The 20,890-nt window shown below is 40.3% G+C and carries 19 protein-coding genes and 3 pseudogenes; 19 read left to right on the forward strand and 3 right to left on the reverse strand.

Going from position 1 to position 20,890, the window contains the following annotated elements; translation table 11 throughout:
• Positions 1-39: 39 nt before the first annotated feature.
• A complete protein-coding gene (locus FJU10_RS06575) occupies positions 40-1,035 on the reverse strand; it encodes a phosphoglycerate dehydrogenase (protein ID WP_140965550.1) in 996 nt (331 codons plus the stop codon).
• Positions 1,036-1,061: 26 nt separating this feature from the next.
• Positions 1,062-1,871: a DUF1189 domain-containing protein gene (locus tag FJU10_RS06580; protein WP_140965428.1), complete on the reverse strand. Its 810-nt coding sequence runs from the start codon at positions 1,869-1,871 to the stop codon at positions 1,062-1,064.
• 132 nt (positions 1,872-2,003) lie between these two features.
• Here FJU10_RS06580 and FJU10_RS06585 point away from each other — a divergent pair, with 132 nt between their 5' ends.
• The 14 genes and pseudogenes from FJU10_RS06585 (at position 2,004) to FJU10_RS06650 (ending at position 16,567) form a co-directional block, all read left to right on the forward strand.
• Positions 2,004-2,447: a GtrA family protein gene (locus tag FJU10_RS06585; protein WP_034878673.1), complete on the forward strand. Its 444-nt coding sequence runs from the start codon at positions 2,004-2,006 to the stop codon at positions 2,445-2,447.
• A 76-nt stretch (positions 2,448-2,523) separates the two neighbouring features.
• The gene (locus FJU10_RS06590; RefSeq protein ID WP_140965429.1) at positions 2,524-3,129 is read left to right on the forward strand and encodes a superoxide dismutase; all 606 of its coding nucleotides are present in this window, start codon (positions 2,524-2,526) and stop codon (positions 3,127-3,129) included.
• Between the two features lie 144 nt (positions 3,130-3,273).
• The gene (locus FJU10_RS06595; protein ID WP_005229578.1) at positions 3,274-3,474 is read left to right on the forward strand and encodes a cold-shock protein; all 201 of its coding nucleotides are present in this window, start codon (positions 3,274-3,276) and stop codon (positions 3,472-3,474) included.
• Positions 3,475-3,583: 109 nt separating this feature from the next.
• Complete coding sequence (gene tagD, locus FJU10_RS06600; RefSeq protein WP_086292789.1) at positions 3,584-3,985, forward strand: glycerol-3-phosphate cytidylyltransferase; 402 nt, start codon at positions 3,584-3,586, stop codon at positions 3,983-3,985.
• Between the two features lie 168 nt (positions 3,986-4,153).
• Entirely contained in the window at positions 4,154-5,209 is a 1,056-nt protein-coding gene (locus tag FJU10_RS06605; protein WP_140965430.1) for an ABC transporter ATP-binding protein, read from the forward strand.
• Between the two features lie 45 nt (positions 5,210-5,254).
• A pseudogene (locus FJU10_RS06610) lies at positions 5,255-6,063 on the forward strand (ABC transporter permease).
• 173 nt (positions 6,064-6,236) lie between these two features.
• Positions 6,237-7,264: pseudogene (locus FJU10_RS06615) on the forward strand (LCP family protein).
• Positions 7,265-7,576: 312 nt separating this feature from the next.
• The gene (locus FJU10_RS06620) at positions 7,577-9,697 is read left to right on the forward strand and encodes a peptidoglycan D,D-transpeptidase FtsI family protein (protein WP_140965431.1); all 2,121 of its coding nucleotides are present in this window, start codon (positions 7,577-7,579) and stop codon (positions 9,695-9,697) included.
• A 190-nt stretch (positions 9,698-9,887) separates the two neighbouring features.
• Entirely contained in the window at positions 9,888-10,169 is a 282-nt protein-coding gene (locus FJU10_RS06625) for a hypothetical protein (protein ID WP_015510017.1), read from the forward strand.
• Positions 10,170-10,172: 3 nt separating this feature from the next.
• Positions 10,173-12,208 (forward strand): annotated as a pseudogene (locus FJU10_RS06630) (cation:proton antiporter).
• Between the two features lie 202 nt (positions 12,209-12,410).
• Positions 12,411-14,318, forward strand: a complete 1,908-nt coding sequence (locus FJU10_RS06635) for an ABC-F family ATP-binding cassette domain-containing protein (protein WP_140965433.1) — start codon at positions 12,411-12,413, stop codon at positions 14,316-14,318.
• 17 nt (positions 14,319-14,335) lie between these two features.
• Positions 14,336-15,283: a thymidylate synthase gene (locus FJU10_RS06640; protein WP_140965434.1), complete on the forward strand. Its 948-nt coding sequence runs from the start codon at positions 14,336-14,338 to the stop codon at positions 15,281-15,283.
• Positions 15,284-15,326: 43 nt separating this feature from the next.
• On the forward strand, positions 15,327-16,073 hold the full coding sequence (locus FJU10_RS06645) for a hypothetical protein (RefSeq protein ID WP_140965436.1): 747 nt from the start codon (positions 15,327-15,329) through the stop codon (positions 16,071-16,073).
• Positions 16,074-16,078: 5 nt separating this feature from the next.
• Positions 16,079-16,567: a dihydrofolate reductase gene (locus FJU10_RS06650; RefSeq protein ID WP_140965437.1), complete on the forward strand. Its 489-nt coding sequence runs from the start codon at positions 16,079-16,081 to the stop codon at positions 16,565-16,567.
• A gap of 61 nt (positions 16,568-16,628) precedes the next feature.
• Here the strand turns inward: FJU10_RS06650 and trhA are convergent, their stop codons facing one another.
• The gene (gene trhA, locus FJU10_RS06655) at positions 16,629-17,282 is read right to left on the reverse strand and encodes a PAQR family membrane homeostasis protein TrhA (RefSeq protein WP_077452562.1); all 654 of its coding nucleotides are present in this window, start codon (positions 17,280-17,282) and stop codon (positions 16,629-16,631) included.
• 127 nt (positions 17,283-17,409) lie between these two features.
• Here trhA and FJU10_RS06660 point away from each other — a divergent pair, with 127 nt between their 5' ends.
• The 5 genes from FJU10_RS06660 (at position 17,410) to FJU10_RS06680 (ending at position 20,831) form a co-directional block, all read left to right on the forward strand.
• A complete protein-coding gene (locus FJU10_RS06660) occupies positions 17,410-18,252 on the forward strand; it encodes a DegV family protein (protein ID WP_185932336.1) in 843 nt (280 codons plus the stop codon).
• Positions 18,253-18,462: 210 nt separating this feature from the next.
• Positions 18,463-19,449, forward strand: a complete 987-nt coding sequence (locus tag FJU10_RS06665; protein ID WP_077452561.1) for an SGNH/GDSL hydrolase family protein — start codon at positions 18,463-18,465, stop codon at positions 19,447-19,449.
• Positions 19,446-20,096, forward strand: coding sequence for a YpmS family protein (locus tag FJU10_RS06670; RefSeq protein ID WP_077452560.1), 651 nt, complete (start codon positions 19,446-19,448; stop codon positions 20,094-20,096). Before FJU10_RS06665 ends, FJU10_RS06670 begins: the two co-directional genes overlap by 4 nt.
• Positions 20,096-20,617, forward strand: coding sequence for a peptide-methionine (S)-S-oxide reductase MsrA (gene msrA / locus FJU10_RS06675; protein ID WP_081119157.1), 522 nt, complete (start codon positions 20,096-20,098; stop codon positions 20,615-20,617). The genes FJU10_RS06670 and msrA overlap by 1 nt, the downstream gene beginning before the upstream one ends.
• Entirely contained in the window at positions 20,610-20,831 is a 222-nt protein-coding gene (locus FJU10_RS06680; RefSeq protein WP_081119156.1) for a YozE family protein, read from the forward strand. Before msrA ends, FJU10_RS06680 begins: the two co-directional genes overlap by 8 nt.
• The last annotated feature ends 59 nt before the right edge of the window (positions 20,832-20,890 follow it).

Genomic DNA, 20,890 nt, shown 5'->3' on the forward strand with positions numbered 1-20,890 from the left:
TCGCCTCCAACTGTACACTTTTTTTGCGGAAAGAATTTGTTAGTAGCCTTTATCCAAGTTTATCTCATTTTTTTCAAGTTCTTGTTTCGCCAAAAATTGTTGGAGATTCGCTAAGAAAATGGCCATAAATGCCTTTTGAAAATGGGGCGTATGCCCTGAGATATGGGGGGTTATCAAAAGGTTCTCGATGAGCCATAACGGATCATTCTCGGGCAATGGCTCTTCTTCAAAAACATCCAGTGCGGCAAATGCCAGCTGCTTTTTTTCTAGGGCTTTTGCTAATGCAGTGGTATCCACACTAGGCCCGCGGCCGACATTATAAAAGGAAGCACTAGGTTTCATTTGGGCAAAAAAAGCTGCATCATACAAGTGAGTGGTTTCTTCCGTCAGAGGAAGGATGTTGATGACGCAATCGGCGGTTTTTGCGCAAGCGTGTAAGTCAGATAACGCAAACGTTTTATCAAAACCCGCCACCTCATGCCCGCTAGTATTGATACCAATGGGACTTACACCAAAAAAGGTCAATGCTTGAGCTAACTTTTGACCAATTTGTCCCGTACCAACGATCAAAATTTCTTGGTCCGACAATTTTGTATAGGGAATCGTATTCGGTGACCATTGCTGTTTTCTTTGTTGTTGGATTGCTTGGAAAATCCCGCGGTTTTCCATAAATAGTAGAGCCAATAGATGGTCTGTAATCGATTCAGCATGGATGCCGCTACCATTAGATAAGCGAATGCCGTATTTCGCAAACTCTTTTAAGGGTAAGGTGTCTACGCCAGCTGAAATTGCTTGGACCCATTTCAAATTTGTTTTCTCCGTTAGTAGGTAGTCCTTCCATTCGGGCTTCCAACCGATGGTAATTTCTACTTGTGACCAATCAATTGCTTGGTCCTTTCTGTACACAAGAAATTGATAGTCTTTTTCGATTTGTTTCACGTATGTGTCGCGAAACTCTCGAGTGGCTAAGATTATTTTTTTCATTGCCAAGCCTCCTTTTAACTTAAGTGTAGCAAAGAATGAGAAAAAAACCATGTTCAAGGAATTGAACATGGCCTAGATTAGGTTTTAAACTGAATTTTTGGAGAATGTTTGACCCCTTGTGTGAATAAGAATAAAGAACCAAACAAAATAAAGGTGTTTGCATCGAAGGAAGGCAATAGTAGTTGTACGATTACACTAATAAGCGTAGGCAATGCAGCACTTACGATCAGAATCTTTAAATTTTCAAAGAAAGTATAGGAGAATCGTTTTAATCTTGTATAGATCGTTGCAATAAAGGTCCCCATCACTAAGGTGATCAGCAAGCTGACAAATGATGGATACAATGCAACAAAAAAGACAATGAGTTTGATTAGCCAGGGGATCGCTTGATTTGATAGCGCTTCTCGAATCGCCTGACCGTTAAGATTGCGCAGCGCAGGCTCACTGTAATCAAATTCTAATTGATTAGAATCTAACATTGACGTCGATAAGCCAGAAGAGGGGATACGGATGACCAGCTGATCTTTTAACAAGGCAACAGCGATGACAGAGCCAGTGACATCAGATGCAATATCTGCTGGCGTACGGTTGCCATCTGGATCGAAAGTAAAGATGATCGAATCGGTTTGATAAATGAAACCTTGCGTACCCGGCGCTGTAGCAAGCTTGCCATTTTCGATCGTAAAATCTGGGATCGATTCTCCAATTTTTTGTCCGTCTGCTTGCACATCGCGAAAGACACCTAATACATTGATGGTCATCGGTACCGCGATAAGCACGGAGGCGCTTAATAGAAAAACGATTACTTTGGAAAATTCTGCTTTTTTGACAAATTTTAAATCAGGTATTCGGAAAAAAGCAATTTTAAATAGTTGGACGATAGTCATTTGCTGATGAACTCCTTTGTGGTATAACTAGAGTAATTGTAACGAAGGGTTCTTTGAATTACAAGGAATTCACAAAAAAAGAACCAATAATCGAATGAATGAATAAATAAAGAATTGAAAGTAGGCAAAAGAATGCAAAAGTACAACGAATACAAGCAGTTCTTGCAGCAAAAAAAGTTGTGGGAGCCGATTACGTATTTATTTTTTGGTGGATTAACGACTGTAGTCAACATTGTCGTCTACCTCGTTTTTCGTGAAGGATTTGGTTTTTATTACCAGACAGCGAATGTGATTTCCTGGATTGCTTCTGTTTTGTTCGCCTACTTTACAAATAAGTTATGGGTCTTTGAAGCAAAAACCGAGACAAAGCAAGAGTCATGGGCGGCATTTGGGAAGTTCATTTTCTTTCGCGTCTTATCATTAGGCTTAGATATGCTTTGTATGTATCTATTTATTTCAATTTTGGCAACCGGCGATCTAGTTGCCAAGCTGGTCACCCAAGTTGTTGTTGTTTTGGCAAACTATGTGTTTAGTAAATTTTTGATTTTCAATACGAAAAAAAGTGAGAAAAAGTAAGCATATTTTTTGAACAAAGTCTGATAGTCTGATAATGTTACTTATGTAAACATTATCATTGAGGAGGAATTTTTTTATGACTTACACATTACCAGATTTACCTTACGCATACGATGCATTAGAACCATACATTGATGAAGAAACGATGCATTTGCATCATGATAAACACCATAACACTTATGTAACAAACTTAAACGCAGCGATTGAAAAACATCCTGAATTAGGTGAAAAAACAGTTGAAGAATTATTAGCTGACTTTTCTTCTGTACCAGAAGATATTCAAACAGCAGTTCGTAACAATGGTGGCGGCCATGCCAACCACACGTTCTTCTGGGAAATCTTAGGCCCAAATGCTGGTGGCGAACCTACTGGAGCCATCAAAGAGGCAATTGAAGAAACTTTTGGCAGCTTTGAAGACTTTAAAGAAGAATTTAAAACTGCTGCAACCGGACGTTTTGGTTCAGGTTGGGCATGGTTAGTCGTGAAAGATGGTAAACTAGCGGTTACTTCAACAGCGAATCAAGATTCACCATTGATGGATGGTCAAACACCTGTTTTAGGTTTAGATGTTTGGGAACATGCGTATTACTTGAAATACAAAAATGTTCGTCCAGATTACATCAATGCTTTCTGGAGTGTTGTTAACTGGGACAAAGTAAACGAATATTTCGCAAAAGCTTAAACAATTTACTAGAAAGAAGCCTGCTAAAAGGCTTCTTTTTTTGTGGATAGAAAGAATCGTTTTGATATTGCTAACGCTTACATAATCCGCTATAATAAAGGCGACGGAATCGTCGGATTATAATTATTGGAGGCTTTACACACTATGGAACATGGGAAAGTAAAATGGTTCAACAACGAAAAAGGGTTTGGTTTTATTACAGTTGACGGTGGCGATGATGTATTTGTTCACTTTTCTGCCATTCAAGGAGACGGTTTTAAATCACTTGAAGAAGGTCAAGAAGTTGAATTTACGATCGTTGAAGGTGCCCGCGGACCGCAAGCAGCGGAAGTGACCAAAGTCTAAATAAGAACGGAAAAGCTGAGTAAGCCCTCAGCTTTTTTAATTTGCTATTTCTCGCCATATTTGGTATCTTCAATACATTAGTAAGATTAAGAAGCGAAGAGGGATAAGAATGAAACGAGTAATTACTTACGGAACATTTGATCTATTGCATTATGGACATATCAATCTTTTGCGTCGTGCAAAAGAGCAAGGCGATTATTTGATCGTGGCACTATCAACGGATGAATTTAATTGGAACGAAAAACAAAAAAAATGCTACTTTTCTTATGAGAAAAGAAAGCAATTATTAGAAGCGATTCGATATGTGGATCTAGTGATCCCTGAAGAAGGCTGGACACAAAAAGTTTCCGATGTCAAAGAATATCATGTGGATACCTTTGTTATGGGAGACGATTGGGCTGGCAAATTTGATTTTATTCAAGAAGAAACCGATGCTGAAGTGATCTATCTAGCACGGACTCCGGAAATATCAACTACTCAAATCAAAAAAGATTTGAAACTTACCAATTAAAAGGACTATTATAAAAAAGCATCTTTTATAGATGTTTTTTTTGTTGAACGCAACTTCAAGAAATTAAGATTTTATTACTAGTTTTTCATTGATTATTTGTTCAGAACTCAAAATATGGTATGATGTTTTGTGAGTTGACTCGATCAATTAGAAATTCTATGAGAATGGATGAAGAAAGTGGAAAAAGAAATCAAAGTCCGTGCAACTTTAGTGACGAAAGAATACGACTTATATAAAAAGAAAGCGGATAAAGTAAAAGCATTATTCAAGTTCTATCATCGCAATGTTCCTCGATTTTGGGCCTTAAAAGGGGTCAGCTTTGATGTGAAAGCCGGCGAATCCGTTGGGATCATTGGAATCAATGGTTCTGGAAAATCAACTTTATCCAACGTGATCAGTGGGATTATCCCACCGACATCCGGTACGATGGAAGTAAATGGTGACACCTCGATTATCGCGATCGGTGCGGGATTAAAATATCAGCTGACTGGATTAGAAAACATTCGACTTAAAGCCTTGATGTCTGGAATGACTAATAAAGAAATTGATGAAAAAATGCCTGAAATCGTGGCCTTTGCTGATTTGGGCGACTTTATCAATCAACCAGTTAAAAGCTATTCCAGTGGGATGAAATCACGGTTAGGCTTTGCTATTGCTGTTCATAATGATCCAGATATTTTAGTTATTGATGAAGCTTTGTCTGTCGGTGATGAAACTTTTTATCAAAAATGTGTGGATAAAATTATGGAATTTAAAGCAGCTGGAAAAACCATCTTTTTTGTCAGTCATGCTTTGGGACAGGTAGAAAAACTTTGTGACCGGACGATCTGGATGCACTATGGTGATTTACGGATGTTTGGTCCTACTGAAGAAGTAATGGCTGAATATCGCAAATTCATTGATTGGTTCAAAAAGCAGCCAAAGAAAGAGCAAAAAGCCTATCAAGACAATTATAAAGAAGACCAGAAAGCCTTTAATTTGGAGAAATTAGCAGAAAAAAGCCGTGAAGATCACTTCTTGCAACAACAAAATCTTTCGGACCAAATGATTCAAAAAAACTTAAAACGTACACCTTTAGGGGAAAAAATGAGCTGGCCAACTAAAGGGATCCTAGGTTTGGTAGTAGCCGCTACGATATTTTGTTCGCTGGTTTCTTTTAGTGGGCGTTCGATTACTTACGCAATTAAGAATCCTATTGAAACAATCAGTCAAGTTTTCAAATAAAGAAGATGTTTCTTTGTTTAGTTCATATAGAAAAGGAAGAAGTTTGTGAAAGAGATTGCTGCAGTTATAAAAGAACAATTTAAAAATGCGGGGATTATTTTTCGGATGTCCCGTTATGAAGATAAAGCGACATATCAAAGTCACTATTTAGGGCTAGCTTGGCAGATTTTAAATCCCGCTATTCAAGTAGGTATCTATTACTTGGTATTTGGTCTAGGTGTTAACAAAAATGGAAATGTTGACGGGGTGCCATTTATTATCTGGATGTTGATTGGGATCACAGCATGGTTTTATATTAGTGCATCAATTTTAGGAGCATCAAACAGTATACACCGACAAGTTGGAATGGTAGCGAAAATGAAGTTTCCAGTCAGTATCCTACCATCGATCAATATTATAAGTAATTTGTCATCCTACATCCCTATGGTGGCAATCGTGGTAGGTTCATTATTCATAGCTGGTGTGACACCAAGTATCTATTGGTTACAATTTGTTTATTACTTTCTTGCGATGATTGTTTTCTTATTTGCATTTGGTTTATTGAACGCCACAATAACAGTACTGATACGTGATTATCATATTTTCTTACAATCAGTTCTACGTTTATTATTCTATGTTTCAGGACCTATTTGGAATATCAATAATCGTAATTTGCCAGATTGGCTAATTAAAATACTACACTTGAATCCAATATACTATCTAATCGAAGGATTTCGTGATGCTTTTCTTTCCCGTGCATGGGTTTGGGAAAAACGACCTACACACTTATCTTCTGGTGTTTAACTTTGATGCTTCTTATTCTAGGAAGTCATTTGCATATGAAGTTCCGCGCTCGTTTTGTGGATTATATTTAAAAAAGACTATTTGCGGTGTCCCCTCTAACTTAGAGGGGACACTTTATTTTTGTTTATTTCAAAGAAGTTACGGAAGCATTAAATATGAAGTTGATTCATGATAGCGATTGCTGAAAGATGTGTTTTGTGGGAAAATTTATTTGACGAGTGAATTTTTATTGGTGAGGTGTAAGATGCGGAGATATCAAAAGGGAATTTTAGGTATTTTAGTCGTGTTAGTGGTTGGAATCATTGGAGTAACGATTTACGGGATGCAGGTTTATCGAGAGACAAATGCCACGTTTAATCAAATCTCTCACGCTGTTGATCGGAAAACAGACAAACGAGAGGAAGCGATCAGCATTGAAGATCGAGATCCGTTTTCCATTTTGCTGATGGGAATAGATACTGGAGCATTAGGCCGTACCGAGCAAGGTCGCTCGGATAGTATGATGGTGGTGACGGTCAATCCTGAAAAAAACAGTCAACGATCATTAGCCTTGATCGTGATATTTACATACAAATCGTTGGTTATAATACGATCGATAAGCTGAATCATGCGTATGCTTTCGGTGGGGAGGCTATGGCCATGGACTCTGTTGAAAATCTCTTGGACATTCCTATCGATCACTATGTGACGATCAATATGCAAGGGATGCGGGATCTGATCGATGCAGTTGGAGGTATCGAGGTGACAAATGCTATCGATTTTACTTTAGAAGGTGTTCATGTCCCTGAAGGGCGAATCACCTTAGATGGGAAAACAGGTTTGGCTTATGCAAGGATGCGTAAACAAGATCCGGAAGGAGATATCGGAAGCCAAAGACGGCAAAGAGAAGTGGTTACGAAAATTCTTCAAAAAGTTATGAGTCTGGATGGCATCAGTAATTACCAAAAGATTCTCAAAGCGGTTGAAAAGAATTCGAAGACGGATCTTACGTGGAATGATATGATGGACATCGGTACCAATTATATTCCTGCTTTTACGACCATCAAACAAGAGCAACTCCAAGGAGAAGGGCAACTGATTGGTGGAGTGTATTATCAGTTATTGGGGACGAATCAGTTGTTGCATACGCAAAATTTGTTAAAGGAGCAGTTGCAGCTTCCGACGAACGAGGGTTTGACCCAAGGCGATGAATATACTAACGGATCGCCTAATTATCAGTTATACGACGACAGTTTGACCTTCTCAGAAGAAAATTCAACAACTGGGGAGTAGCTAGTATCTTTAGAAGCCTAAAAAAGCAGGGTGACCGAAAGTCCTCCTGCTTTTAGTTTTCCACAAAAGTACCAGGGGGAATCTTGTTTCACGAGATCATCAAATGAAAAAACATAAGAAAGCATTAAAAAAACAATTTTTTCATGAAAGAATGAAAATGAAACAATTAAACTGTGAAACATTTACTCGGAATCACGCCAATTTTTATAGTTTTTTCTAAGGATTAATGGATATTTTTTGTTTTTTCTGTTTCGAATCGAATTTTTTGGTAAAATAGGACAGTAGTCATTATAGATTGGAAGGATAGATGAGATGAAGAATTTGAAAGATAAAGTTGTCCAAGGGATACGTAAGGGGCCAGAAGAACCAAAGGCTAAATCGTATCGCAAATCTCATGTTCCATTTCGATTAAACTTTTTGTTTTTTATTATTTTTGCTTTGTTTGTATCTTTGATCGTTCAATTAGGCTATCTACAGATCGTCAATGGCGACAATATTGAGCAGCAGTTGAAAGCTTCATCTGTAGTGGAAGTCAAAGGAAGCGCCCCACGGGGAATGATCTATGATGCTTCTGGAAAAGCGCTGGTGGAAAATCAAGCCAATGCGGCAATCACATTTACCCGCGGAAACAAAATGACCGCTCAAGATCTGTTAGAAACGGCCAAAAAATTGAGCGAGTTGATTGAAGTACCTGTGGACAAAAACTTGTCTGACCGTGATCTTAAGGATTTTTGGCTAGCAGATGAAGACAATCTTGAAGCAGCAACTGACCGATTGAGTGATGAAGAGCGTTCTTTAGATGCTTCTGAACAATATGCGGCAACCGTTGAGAAAGTGACAGAAGATGAAATCAATTTTTCTGATGCCGAATTAGAAGCAGCCACGATTTTTAAGCGGATGAATAGCGCCCAATCTTTGAGTACTGTCTTTATTAAGACGTCAGATGTGTCTGACCGTGAATTAGCTATTGTTGCTGAAAACATGGTCGATTTACCGGGAATCTCCACCGGTACCGATTGGACACGAAAGATCGTTGAAGGAAGTTCTCTGGCTAGTTTGATCGGAACGGTGACCAGTGAAGAACAAGGAATTCCTGAAGAAGTCTTGGAGGAATTTTTAGAAAAAGGCTATGCTCGTAATGACCGTGTTGGACGTAGCTATTTAGAGCAGCAGTATGAAGAAGTCTTACAAGGTACAAAATCCATTTCTGAGATCTCTCTTGATAACAATAATAATATTGAAAGTCAAAAAGAAACCTTTGCTGGAGCAAAAGGGGATAACCTTGTTCTAACATTGGATGCTGAGTTTCAAGCGAGAGTTGATAAAATCTTGCAAGACAATTTCCAAAAACTGATTGATTCTGGGGCAGCAGAATATTCTCCAGGGGTTTACGCAGTGGCGTTAAATCCAAAAACCGGTGGCATTTTGTCAATGTCTGGCTATCATCATGACACAGGTTCAAATGAATTGCGGGAAGATGCCATTGGCACCTTTATTAATTCCTTTGTACCAGGGTCCGTTGTCAAAGCAGGGACTTTGGCTGCCGGCTGGGAAAATGGGGTCTTAAACGGCAATGAAGTGTTATTGGATCAACCAATCAGAATTGGCTCCGATGTAAAAGCCTCAATTTTCAACCCAACTGGGGCAAATAATCGTAATCTTTCTGCGGAGCAGGCGTTGGAAGTTTCTTCTAACTCCTATATGATGCAAGTCGCTTTACGTTTGATGGGCATCAATTATCAGTCAGGTATCTCGATTCCAACAGTGGATCGTCAAGGGGATGTCTATGAAAAACTACGTTCGTCTTTTGCCTCTTTTGGTATGGGAACTGAAACTGGGATCGATTTACCGGGAGAAGCGACTGGTATCAGCACATCGATCGATAACATGGACCCGGTCAGTGATGGTGGGAAGATCCTTGACTTGGCATTTGGTCAGTTTGATACCTATACGACGTTGCAACTGGCACAATATGCAGCAACCGTTGCTAATGGTGGCAAAAGATTGCAGCCTCACATCGTTGACGGCATTTACGGCAATGATGAAACTGGCGGTCTTGGCTCACTGATTGAAGAGATCGAACCAACGGTATTGAATGAAGTTGGTTTAACGGATGCTCAAATGCAAATTATTCAAAATGGGTTTTATGATGCAGTTCATGGAACGGATGCGTGGGCAACTGCCAAAGGCTTGGCCTCTGCGAAAATGGAAGTGTCCGCTAAAACAGGGACTGCCGAGACGCCGATCGTGGATAGTAACGGTAACACCGTCAGCTTAGTAAACTTGAATATCGTGGCATACGGACCTAGCAGCGATGCGGATATTGCCATTGCGATCGTAATGCCTCAATTAAAGGGTGACACAGATACCCATCCGAATATTCAAATCGCCAAAGAAATCATGGATGCTTACTACGACTTATATATGAAATAAGCATAAAAAATCGCAGTGAAGACTGCGGTTTTTTTGTTTTATAAGAAAACTGATAGAAAACCAACATTTAGTGAGAAAGACTTGCTATTTTTGAATGATTGGCTTAGAATACTAGCGGTCAAGAGATAATTTTGATTTGTACAATAAATAAAAAGATAAACTGATGATAAAAGGGGCCAAAAACGCAATTATGAACAAGGAATGTTTAAGTAAGCAAGAACTAATGAAGCAGTTGGGACAATTTACACCAGCTGAAAAAAAGGAGATTCGGGAGTATTTGCAACGGAAAAATCCATTGCTTTTCCGAAAATTTGAACGAATGAAACATGATCTTTACCGCTTGGAATCACGACGTGTCCAATGTGAGATTGAAAATAACGAAAAGGAGTTAGGTCTTCTAAACGATAAGATCCTTTTGAAAAAAGAAGATTTTCTTGAGCTGTTATTAGCAATTCGAAAGAAAAGAGGGTAATGGATGGAATTTATTGAACTCGTCATTATCATTGCAATTCTTGTCACATTATCAAATGTGGCGAGCAAAATATTGCCCTCGGTACCGATCTTTTTTATTCAAATTATTTTAGGAATTTTATTAGGTCTTACAGAGATGGGCCAAGAGATCGCCTTTGAGCCAGAAATGTTCTTAGTAATGATCATTGGTCCATTGCTATTTCGTGAAGGTGAGCGGGCAGACGTTCCGGAAATCTTAAAAAACAGCAAGATCGTGCTATTTTTGGCTTTTGGTGGCGTTTTAATGACATTATTTGCCGTCGGGGGAACACTCCATTGGCTAATGCCGACGATTCCTCTGGCTGCTTGCTTCGCTTTTGGTGCTGCTTTAGGTCCAACTGATGCGGTGGCAGTCTCTTCATTAGCAAAACGTTTGAAAATTTCCAAAAATATTATGCATATTCTGGAAGGCGAGGGCTTACTGAATGATGCTTCGGGGGTTACCGCATTACAGTTTGCTATCGTGGCTTTGACCACCGGGAGTTTTTCAGCAGCCAACGCAGGTTTCCAACTCCTTTTCTCTAGTATCGGCGGCGGGCTTATCGGTTACTTGATTGTGTGGCTGAAACGCCGGATTTTACGTTTTATTGAAAAAATCTCGGCACAAGATGTCACAGTATACTTATTGATTGAACTACTCTTGCCATTTGCTGCCTATTTGCTGGCAGAAATGATCGGAGTCTCAGGGATCATCGCAGCAGTTGTGGCTGGGGTTGCCCAAGCCCAAAGAAAACGGCGAATCTCGTTGTTTGATGCAGAGTTGGCGAACATTTCGGAAAGCACATGGTCGACCATAGTCTTTACATTGAACGCATTAGTGTTTCTCTTTCTAGGGATTGAGTTGTCACAAGTCTTCTCACCGATCTGGGAAAGCAAAAACTATGCAAACTGGCATCTAGTCATCACGATTTTAGTCGTCACAGCGGTGATTTTCCTCGTTCGTTTTCTCTTTTTACTATTTTATTATTGGTTCTTACAGTCAAAAAAACAAGTGTCTATGAATCAAGTCGCCTTGTTGACCTTTGGTGGCGTCAAGGGAACAGTCAGTTTGGCAGCCATCTTTATTTTACCGGTGATGGTGCATGAGACACCGTTTCAGGAACGGAGCTTGCTCTTGTTTTTGACTGCCTGTGTGATTTTGCTGACATTGATCATCAGCGTGATGGTCTTGCCTTATTTGGCAGATGGTGAAGCTGCCGAAAGTGTCGACTTCAATCACTTGCTGATCTTAGAAGACGTCATCGAACAATTGGAAGCAGAAGAAAAACAAGAGCTTTCTGATAAAGGTCGCTTAGCGATTGATGCTGTCATCAATTCCTATGAAAATCGCCGTTGGGAATTGTATCGCAATAGTTTGACAGATTCAGAAAAACAAGAAATCCAAGAAATTCAAGGGTTGATCTTGTCGATCGAACAAGATGGCTTGGATGAAGCCTATCGAAATGGGAAAGTCAGTCTAAATGGCTATCGTTTTTATTCACGGTTTATTTCTCAGCAACAGCATTCCCTCGCAAAACAAATTCTCTCATTCTTTAGTTTTTGGCTCTTCTTTATTCAGCGCTTTATTCGTGTATTGATCCATCCTCGTTTGTTTTTACAGCGACGGCAGCAACTGAAAGATGCCTTGAAACAACGAGACATTTCTGAAGTACAAAAAATCTACTTAAAAAACAGCGAATACATTTTTCACAGTTTGAGCAATTTAGAAGATGTCTATGATTCCTCGCTGATCAATTTCTTTATTCGTCAACGAGAAATGAGCATCAAACGGTTTGAACATAGCAATTTCATTGAAACGATCATGATCGAGCAAGATCCGATTTTTGTCAAGAAAGTCCTTTGGGGCTATTATCTCGAGCGCAAGACGATCGATGAATATGAAGTTGCTGAAAAATCTCGACGATTTCTGCGAATGAATATCGACGCAATGTCAATCTGTTAGAATCGTATGCGATGTCTCGAGCGGAAGAACAGCCGAAACAGCGGATGTTCCGCCGATAATATGTCTCAAAAGGTGCATGAATTGATGCATGTTTTATGGAGTGTCTTCGTCAGGTTATTCCCCGTAGGTGATCAACATGGATCATCCATGGAATAAACTGACGAAGGCATTCTTTTTTTACATAAATTGATTTTTTTCTCTCATCGTCTCCGTTGATGAAATGTGGTACAATGAGCGAAGAAAAAACTCAGGAGGGATTCTGTGAAAGAATTAAAAGTAAGTGAATTAACCAAAACTTACGGTGAAAAAACACTGTTTGATCAGCTTTCTTTTCTGATACATGAAAAAGATCGAATCGGTTTGATCGGTGTCAATGGCACGGGAAAATCGAGTTTGTTACGGATCTTAGCCGGTTTGGATCGCGGAGATGGCGATCGCCAAACGGTATTTGCCGCCCAAGATTATCGCATCGGTTTCTTGGCTCAAGACAATCAGTTACAAGAAGAATTATCTGTTGTAGATGCTGTTTTTCAAGGCACAAGTCCGCTGATTCGCGTTGTTCGTGACTATGAAAAAGCGCTGATTGCCTTAGAGAATAATGGCTTGGATCAACAAACGCAACGGAATTATCAGTTGGCAGAAGAAGCGATGAATAAAGCCGATGCTTGGAATACAGATACAACTGCCAAGATTATTTTACAAAAGCTTGGGATCAGTGAGTTAGAGAAAAAGGTCAGTGAGTTATCTGGAGGTCAAAAGAAACGAGTAGCTATGGCTCAAGTGTTGATCGATGAACCAGACCTGTTGTTATTGGATGAACCGACTAACCACTTGGACTATGATGCAATTCAATGGTTGGAAGGCTATTTAAAGAATTATCGGGGTGCGTTACTGATGGTGACCCACGATCGCTACTTTTTGGATCGAGTCGTTAATCGGATTTTTGAATTGTCCTTTGGCAAGTTGCATGAATATCAAGGCAATTACGAGACGTATCTTCATGCTCGAGCAGAACGAGAACGTGTGGAGGAGACGCAAGAAGACAAACGCAAGCAGTTGTACAAACATGAGTTGGCTTGGATTCGTACTGGTGCAAAAGCCCGTACAACGAAACAACAGGCCCGGATCGATCGTTTCGATGATTTAAAAGAAAACCTACATCAAGTAAAACGGAACGGCGAAGTGGCCATTGATGTTGCTACGACACGCTTAGGCAAACAAGTCTTAGAACTAAAAGATGCGAGTTTCCAGATTGAAAACAAAACGATTTTGTCACACTTTGATTTGTTGATTCAATCAAGAGAACGCTTAGGGATCACAGGAGAAAACGGTGCGGGCAAATCAACGTTGCTCAATATTTTAGCTGGACGCCTGCCTTTAGAAGAAGGGGAGCGTACGATGGGCGTGACGGTGAAAATGGCTTATTATACGCAAACGATTGAAGCGATGAACCCTGATCAGCGAATGATTGCTTATTTGCAAGAAGCAGCCGAGGAAGTGCAAAAAGTGGATGGCTCACAAGTCAGTGTCGCAGAAATGCTGGAACAGTTTTTGTTTCCGCGATCCATGCATGGCACCAAGATCGGCAAGCTGTCTGGCGGGGAAAAACGACGACTATTTTTACTCAAGCTATTGATTGGACAGCCAAATGTTCTCTTGTTAGATGAACCAACCAACGATTTGGATATTGATACCTTGACGATTTTGGAAAATTATTTGGAAACATTTCCAGGTGCAGTCATCACTGTTTCCCATGACCGTTACTTTTTAGATAAAGTTGCCCAAAAATTGCTGATCTTCGAAGGAAATGGCAAGATTAAGTCCTACTTTGGTTCCATCAATGAATATCTAGCAGCCAATACCAATAAAGCTAGTTCGAGTGTACTAGAGCCAAAAGAAACAAAAACCGATTCACATTCTGCTGAAAGTGAGGCGACTGCTGCAGCGCCTGTCAAAAAGAAACTGAGTTATATGGAACAAAAAGAGTGGGCGACGATTGAGGATGATATTGCGGCATTAGAAGAAAAAGCAGCCGCTTTAACTGAAGAAATGAATCATCAAGGTGCGGACTTTACGAAGCTCCAAAAATTACAGCAAGAAATCAGCGAGGTTGAAACGCAACTGGCAGAAAAAATAGATCGTTGGGAATATTTGAGCGAATTTGTCTAGAGTAAAGGAGAAAAACGATGGAACAAGCATATTTAGAGCTAGGAAAAAAGATTTTAACAGAAGGCAATGATAAAAGCGACCGTACAGGAACGGGAACGCGCAGTGTCTTTGGTCACCAAATGCGTTTTGACCTGTCCCAAGGCTTTCCATTGTTGACAACCAAGAGAGTTCCTTTTGGTTTGATCAAAAGTGAATTATTATGGTTTCTAAAAGGAGATACCAACATTCGTTATCTGCTAGAGCATAATAACCACATTTGGGATGAATGGGCGTTTGAACGCTATATTAAAAGTGATGCTTATACAGGTCCTGATATGACAGACTTTGGTCGCCGTTCATTGGTGGATGAAGCTTTCAATGAACAGTACCAACATGAGTTGAAACAGTTTTGTGAAAAAATCTTAGCCGATGATGCTTTCGCTGAAACTTTCGGCGATTTGGGTCATGTTTACGGGTACCAATGGCGGCATTGGGAAAAAAGTACGGGTGGGTTTATCGATCAAATCAAAGAAGTGATCGACATGATCAAAACAACGCCAGACTCTCGTCGCTTGATCGTCTCTGCTTGGAATCCAGAAGATGTACCGACGATGGCGTTGCCGCCTTGTCACACAATGTTTCAATTTTATGTTCATGAGGGTCGCTTAAGCTGTCAGTTGTATCAACGCAGTGCCGATGTCTTTTTAGGTGTTCCCTTCAATATTGCTAGTTATGCGCTATTGACGCACCTGATTGCTCATGAAACTGGACTAGAAGTCGGAGATTTTGTCCATACATTAGGCGATGCTCATCTTTATAGCAATCATATGGAACAAATGAAAGAACAATTGACTCGTACAGTGCGTCCTGCGCCAACCTTACAGTTAAATCCTGAAAAACAATCGATCTTCGATTTTGAAATGGAAGATATTACGCTGGTTGGGTATGATCCGCATCCAACGATCAAAGCGCCGATTGCAGTTTAAGTGGTTGTTTGGTTTCATTTCATAAAGAAAGGAATGAGGCGTAATGGAAAATACCCACAAACGAGGCTTTGCGGCGACCTTTCATCAGAGACATGCTGGATCGATTCATGCAGTGCTCATTGAGCAAGTCATTGATTTCTTGGATCAGCACTATGATGCAGTTTGGCTATCCGTATCCGAAGAAACGGTGCCGGAGCTAAAAGAAGCCATTCGTTCAAATCAGCAGTGCACTGCCATTTTTATACCAGCAAAAGGAGCGGCAGATGCCCGCAGAAGGCTTGTTTTTGCTGCACAGCACAACCTACCAATGCTGGATTCATTGCATATTTGTGATTTTGATCGCGTAGTGACGTGGATAGAGACGTACCCAGAAGAACTTGTGGCAATAAGCAAACAGCCATTACCAGAGAATACGTATTGTATCCTAGGACGAACTGCAAGGGCATTTGCGAGTCATCCGCAAACGTGGCAAAGAACGGAGTGCTTGATCAACGAGATCGCCACCGACTTTTTTCAAATAGAAGAAATTGATGTCGCAGCTGGCAGTGCTCTCTTTCCGATCTCCCTGATACCGACCTTGCTGAAAAACAACAACGCGCGTTTAAACGATGGAGAATGGCCAAGAAATGTCCAAAGAAGTGGCGGCACAATTGTTTACCAAGCCTGTGATGGCTTGCGCTTTGATGAACGCAACAAAGATCCATTTGAGCATGAATCGGCTTTTCAGCTGATGCAGCGACTGCAAGTCGCTGCGGATATTTCTGAATCATTTTATACAGAAGGGATGTAATATTTATGTTGATCGCACTTTGGGCACAAGATCAAAAGGGGTTGATCGGAGCGGATGGCACACTGCCGTGGCATTTGCCGAATGATTTGAAATTTTTTAAAGAGCAAACCATCAATAATACGATCATTATGGGGCGCAAAACCTTTGAAGGCATGGGAAAAAGATTGTTGCCACAACGGACGACGATCGTTTTGACAAGTGATCGAGATTATCAAGCCGACGGTGCCTTGGTGATGCATGACCGTGAGGAAATTTTGACGTATGTGAAGCAGCAAGAGCATCCAGTTTTTTTAACTGGTGGAGCGGGTGTTTTTGAAGCGATGATTGACGATTGCGATCAATTGTACCGTACAGTGATCGGTGCGGAATTTAATGGAGATGTGTATTTCCCAGAGATTAATTGGACGCAATGGAAACTTGATCATGTGGTCGATGGGATCATCGATGAAAAAAACCATTATCCTCATCGATTCGAGTTTTATCATAAAAAATAAAAGATCAGGGATCTTTCTCTAATGAAGGTTCCCTGATCTTTTATTTAATCGCGCTTACTGTTTAAGTATAAAACAAGACGGAGAAGTACATTAGTCCAGCACCTAACATAACGAATAAGTGCCAAACCACATGCATGAATCGAACGGATTTTAAACTATAGAATAGCGCACCTACAGTATAAGAAACACCACCGCTTGCTAGTAAAAATGTTCCCCAATAGCCTAAATGCTCGATCAGAGGTTTAAAGGCAATTACACATAGCCAGCCCATGATGATGTAGATCAGGGTGGAGATTTTAGAGACGGTCTCTTTTTTATGAAGAGTCAGTGACTTATAAACGATGCCGCTAATTGCGAGTAGCCAAATCAAGACGAAGAGTGACCAGCCAAGCCAGCCTTGGATACTAAGCAAACAAAAAGGAGTATAGCTTCCAGCGATCAGCAAGAAAATGGAGGCATGATCAAAGACTTGGAAGACCTTTTTTGCTTTGGTAAAAATCAAACTGTGAAATAAGGTAGAAAAGAGGAAGAGCAAAATCATCATTGACCCATATATGGCATAGGAAACGATGTGGATAGGTGACCCTAGATTTGCCCCCTTGATTAAGAGAATGACCAGTCCTGCGATACTCAGTCCTAATCCGATCCCGTGGGTTACTGCATTTAATACTTCATTGACGATCAAATATCTGCGACTAAACTTCATGTGCTGCATTCGGCACCGTCCTTTCGAATCGAAATTAGATGAAAAAAAAATTTTCTCTCTGTTATACTTAGTATAAATGGTCTGTGGTTATTTTACCATGAAAAAAGACTTGATTTAAAGAGAGAGTGAATATATGATGGCAAATCTTAAAATTGTGACAGATTCTTCCAGTACGATGGAACCAAGTGTCCGTGATGCTTTGGCTATCCATGTTGTGCCTTTATCTGTAATGATTGATGGTGTCGTTTATCCAGATGATGAAACGCTACCGGGAGAAAAATTTATGCAAATGATGGCGCAAGCCAAAGAATTACCTAAAACTAGCCAGCCGCCGATCGGTCATTTTGTAGAATTATATGATGAATTAGGCAAAGATGGCAGTGAAATTTTATCGATCCATATGACCAAAGGCCTGAGCGGAACCGTGGAAGCGGCTCGTCAAGCCAGTCATTTATCAAAAGCCAAAGTCACGGTGATCGATAGCGACACAACAGATCAAGCGCTGGCTTTTCAAGTGATTCGGGCAGCTGAATTGGCTAAAGCCGGTAAGACACTAGAAGAAGTGTTACCTGAAGTGGATTTGGTGCGTGAACATACGAAATTATTTATCGGCGTTTCAACGTTAGAAAACTTAGTAAAAGGCGGTCGTATCAGTCGTGCCAAAGGTCTTTTATCGAGTTTGCTGAACATGAAAGTGATCATGGATTTTGATCATTCAGAACTGATTCCAGTCGTCAAAGGACGCGGTGTCAAGACGTTTAATAAATGGTTTGAGGAATTAAAAGCAGAATTGAAGAATATGCCTAGAGTGACGAAAATTGGTATTTCTCATGCTGAAGGATTAGAAATCACGGAACGTTTCCAAAAAGAACTAGCAGAACTGTTTCCTGACTTGGAGATCCCATTGCTTCACACAACACCGATCATCGCCACTCACACTGGCAAAGGTGCTTTTGCGATTACTTACAGTACGGAATAAAAAGGATGTTTCTTTCAGCGATTCGTTTGATGACGAATCGCTTTTTGGTGTATGAAAAGCTGAAAAGAAGAAAAAGCAGAATGAAGCTGCGATTTTTGTCTACTCAGAGAGTAGGGAGCTGTTTTCTTTCTTAAGTTTGAAGGATTGCGACTAGGAATTTTATGAGAATTTTGTTAAAATAGCAAAGATTACAAAGGAGTTTGAATACCTGTGAAATGGAAAAAAATAGTAACTTATTTACTTGTTGTGGGACTGATAGCCATTGGAACTGGCTTCTTGTTTCATTTTGCTGTTCCCAAAGCGCAACCACTGTTGACCCCTGTTAATAAGCTGGCGGCCAATGACTCAAAAAAATCCGCCATCGAGTATCTCGCACTTGGGGATTCATTAACGGAAGGGGTTGGTGATGAAACAGCTCGTGGCGGCTTTGTGCCAATTTTAGCGGGGGATTTAGAGGACCGCTATGATTTGAACAATTTGGTAACCAAAAATTATGGGGTCGCTGGTGAAAGAAGTGATCAGATTTTAAAGCGAGTCAAAAATGATGAAGACTTGCGGCAAGACCTCAGTCAAGCGGATTTGATTACCTTGACTGTCGGCGGTAACGATGTACTAAAAGTGATTCAGAGCAATTTCTTCGGCTTGAGCATTGAGACGTTTACGGAACCGATGGAAGATTACAAAGAACGTTTAAAAGACTTGTTTGCTCAAATTCGCGATTTGAATAGTGATGCACCAATCTATGTCTTGGGCATCTACAATCCATTTTATCTGAATTTCCCAGAAATCACGGATATGCAGACGATCATTGATAACTGGAACCAACAGACGGAGTCCTTCGTCAATCAGCAAGAAAAGGCCTTTTTCATACCTATTAACGATCTGCTTTATAAAGGATTGAGTGATGAAGTCGGGATTGCTGATACCGAAGGAGGGGAATCAGAGGGAACTGCCGAATCATCGGACACAGAACGCTTATCTGATTCATCAACGACAGCTTCGGATGAAACGCAAAGTAGTCCTTCAACGACCACTGATTCATCGCAAGCCGTTGGAAATAACATTACAAACAATGTTTTGTATGAAGGCGATCGCTTCCATCCCAATAATCTTGGGTATCAACTGATGGCGAATGCCGTTCGCGATGAAGTGATCAAAACGCAAAACTATTGGTTGCTAGAGGAGGATACAAAATGAAACCAAGCGAATCAACGAAGCAGCCGGAAAAAACAGCTACAACGAATAAAAAAGCGATCAACTACTGGAAAATTGCCTTCCTAGTGTTGGTCGGTATCCTTTTAGGGACAACGGTTTTCTTTGCTTCAAGAATTTTTCAGCAGCGGGAAACCGGCTTAAATGAAAGTGCCGAACTTGTTCAACGGGAGGGCAGTCCTGTTCTGACCGTTAACAGTAACAAAAGCCAAGTCAATCAATTGATTGATTTTTACCTATCTGATTTTCAAAAGGATCAAGAGGTCAAATATAATTTTGAGCTAAGAAATGAAGCACTCTTAACAGGAGAGTTTCAAGTATTAGGATTTCCTATCACCTTCTATCTCTATTTTGATCCTTACGTGACGGAAGAAGGCAATGTCCAATTAAAGGCCAAAAGCTTATCAATCGGCACCTTGGATCTGCCCACCAGTGAAGTGATGAAAATGATCAAACGTAGTTTTAAATTTCCTGAATGGATCGATGTCAATGCCGATGAACAAATTATTTTGATTCGATTGGATCAATTCCGCATGCAAAACGGCTTGTTTATCAAAGCCAACAAAATCAATCTTGTGGATGATGAAATTCAAATGAGTTTATATTTACCAGCTGAAACGGAGGATGAATAATGGAACGAGCAATTTTTGCCGGTGGGTGCTTCTGGTGTATGATCCAACCCTTTGATGAACTAGAGGGCGTGCATTCGATTTTTTCTGGCTATACCGCAGGACATACCGAAAATCCAACCTATGAAGAAGTCAAAAGCCATCAAACCGGGCATACCGAAGCAGTGGAAATCATCTTTGATCCTGAAAAAATCAGTTATGAAGATCTTTTGACGATTTATTGGCAGCAAACAGATCCAACGGATGCTTTTGGGCAATTTGAAGATCGTGGCGACAATTATCGTCCGGCTATCTTCTATTTGAATGAAGAGCAACGACAAAAAGCCGAAGCCAGCAAGGAGGCACTTCAAGCTTCCGGTCGCTTTACCGATCCGATCGTGACCACGATCGAACCAGCCCAACCCTTTTATTTAGCGGAAGAAGAACATCAAGAGTATTACAAAAAGAATCCTGAGAATTTTGCTCGCAATCACGCTCGTAGAGCAGCCTTTTTAGAAAATCATTGGGAGCAAGATCATGCGTAAAAGTTTTTATAGCTATTTAATGGCAGTCAAAGGTCCGAGTCATACAGATGAGGCTCAGATCTTTGCCACTCATGCAAGTCATGATATTCAGTTTCCAAAACACAGTGATGATTATGATGAAGTTTCTTCTTATCTGGAACTAAGCGTTGATTATTTGCCGTCCATGGATATTTTTGATCGTATCTGGGCAGAGTATCTCGAAAATAACAAATAAAAAACTGTCCTTCGTTTTGTATGGTTGCATAAAATCCACAGAACGAAGCTGTTTTTTCT

This window comes from Enterococcus sp. OL5 (assembly GCF_006491895.1).
GTDB lineage: Bacteria > Bacillota > Bacilli > Lactobacillales > Enterococcaceae > Enterococcus_D > Enterococcus_D innesii.

Coding starts and splice junctions, on each gene's coding strand:
- FJU10_RS06575 (WP_140965550.1), bottom strand. CDS start 1,035: ATGGTTTTTTTCTCATTCTTTGCTACACTTAAGTTAAAAGGAGGCTTG.
- FJU10_RS06580 (WP_140965428.1), bottom strand. CDS start 1,871: ATGACTATCGTCCAACTATTTAAAATTGCTTTTTTCCGAATACCTGAT.
- FJU10_RS06585 (WP_034878673.1), top strand. CDS start 2,004: ATGCAAAAGTACAACGAATACAAGCAGTTCTTGCAGCAAAAAAAGTTG.
- FJU10_RS06590 (WP_140965429.1), top strand. CDS start 2,524: ATGACTTACACATTACCAGATTTACCTTACGCATACGATGCATTAGAA.
- FJU10_RS06595 (WP_005229578.1), top strand. CDS start 3,274: ATGGAACATGGGAAAGTAAAATGGTTCAACAACGAAAAAGGGTTTGGT.
- tagD (WP_086292789.1), top strand. CDS start 3,584: ATGAAACGAGTAATTACTTACGGAACATTTGATCTATTGCATTATGGA.
- FJU10_RS06605 (WP_140965430.1), top strand. CDS start 4,154: ATGAAGAAAGTGGAAAAAGAAATCAAAGTCCGTGCAACTTTAGTGACG.
- FJU10_RS06620 (WP_140965431.1), top strand. CDS start 7,577: ATGAAGAATTTGAAAGATAAAGTTGTCCAAGGGATACGTAAGGGGCCA.
- FJU10_RS06625 (WP_015510017.1), top strand. CDS start 9,888: ATGAACAAGGAATGTTTAAGTAAGCAAGAACTAATGAAGCAGTTGGGA.
- FJU10_RS06640 (WP_140965434.1), top strand. CDS start 14,336: ATGGAACAAGCATATTTAGAGCTAGGAAAAAAGATTTTAACAGAAGGC.
- FJU10_RS06645 (WP_140965436.1), top strand. CDS start 15,327: ATGGAAAATACCCACAAACGAGGCTTTGCGGCGACCTTTCATCAGAGA.
- FJU10_RS06650 (WP_140965437.1), top strand. CDS start 16,079: ATGTTGATCGCACTTTGGGCACAAGATCAAAAGGGGTTGATCGGAGCG.
- trhA (WP_077452562.1), bottom strand. CDS start 17,282: ATGCAGCACATGAAGTTTAGTCGCAGATATTTGATCGTCAATGAAGTA.
- FJU10_RS06660 (WP_185932336.1), top strand. CDS start 17,410: ATGGCAAATCTTAAAATTGTGACAGATTCTTCCAGTACGATGGAACCA.
- FJU10_RS06670 (WP_077452560.1), top strand. CDS start 19,446: ATGAAACCAAGCGAATCAACGAAGCAGCCGGAAAAAACAGCTACAACG.
- msrA (WP_081119157.1), top strand. CDS start 20,096: ATGGAACGAGCAATTTTTGCCGGTGGGTGCTTCTGGTGTATGATCCAA.
- FJU10_RS06680 (WP_081119156.1), top strand. CDS start 20,610: ATGCGTAAAAGTTTTTATAGCTATTTAATGGCAGTCAAAGGTCCGAGT.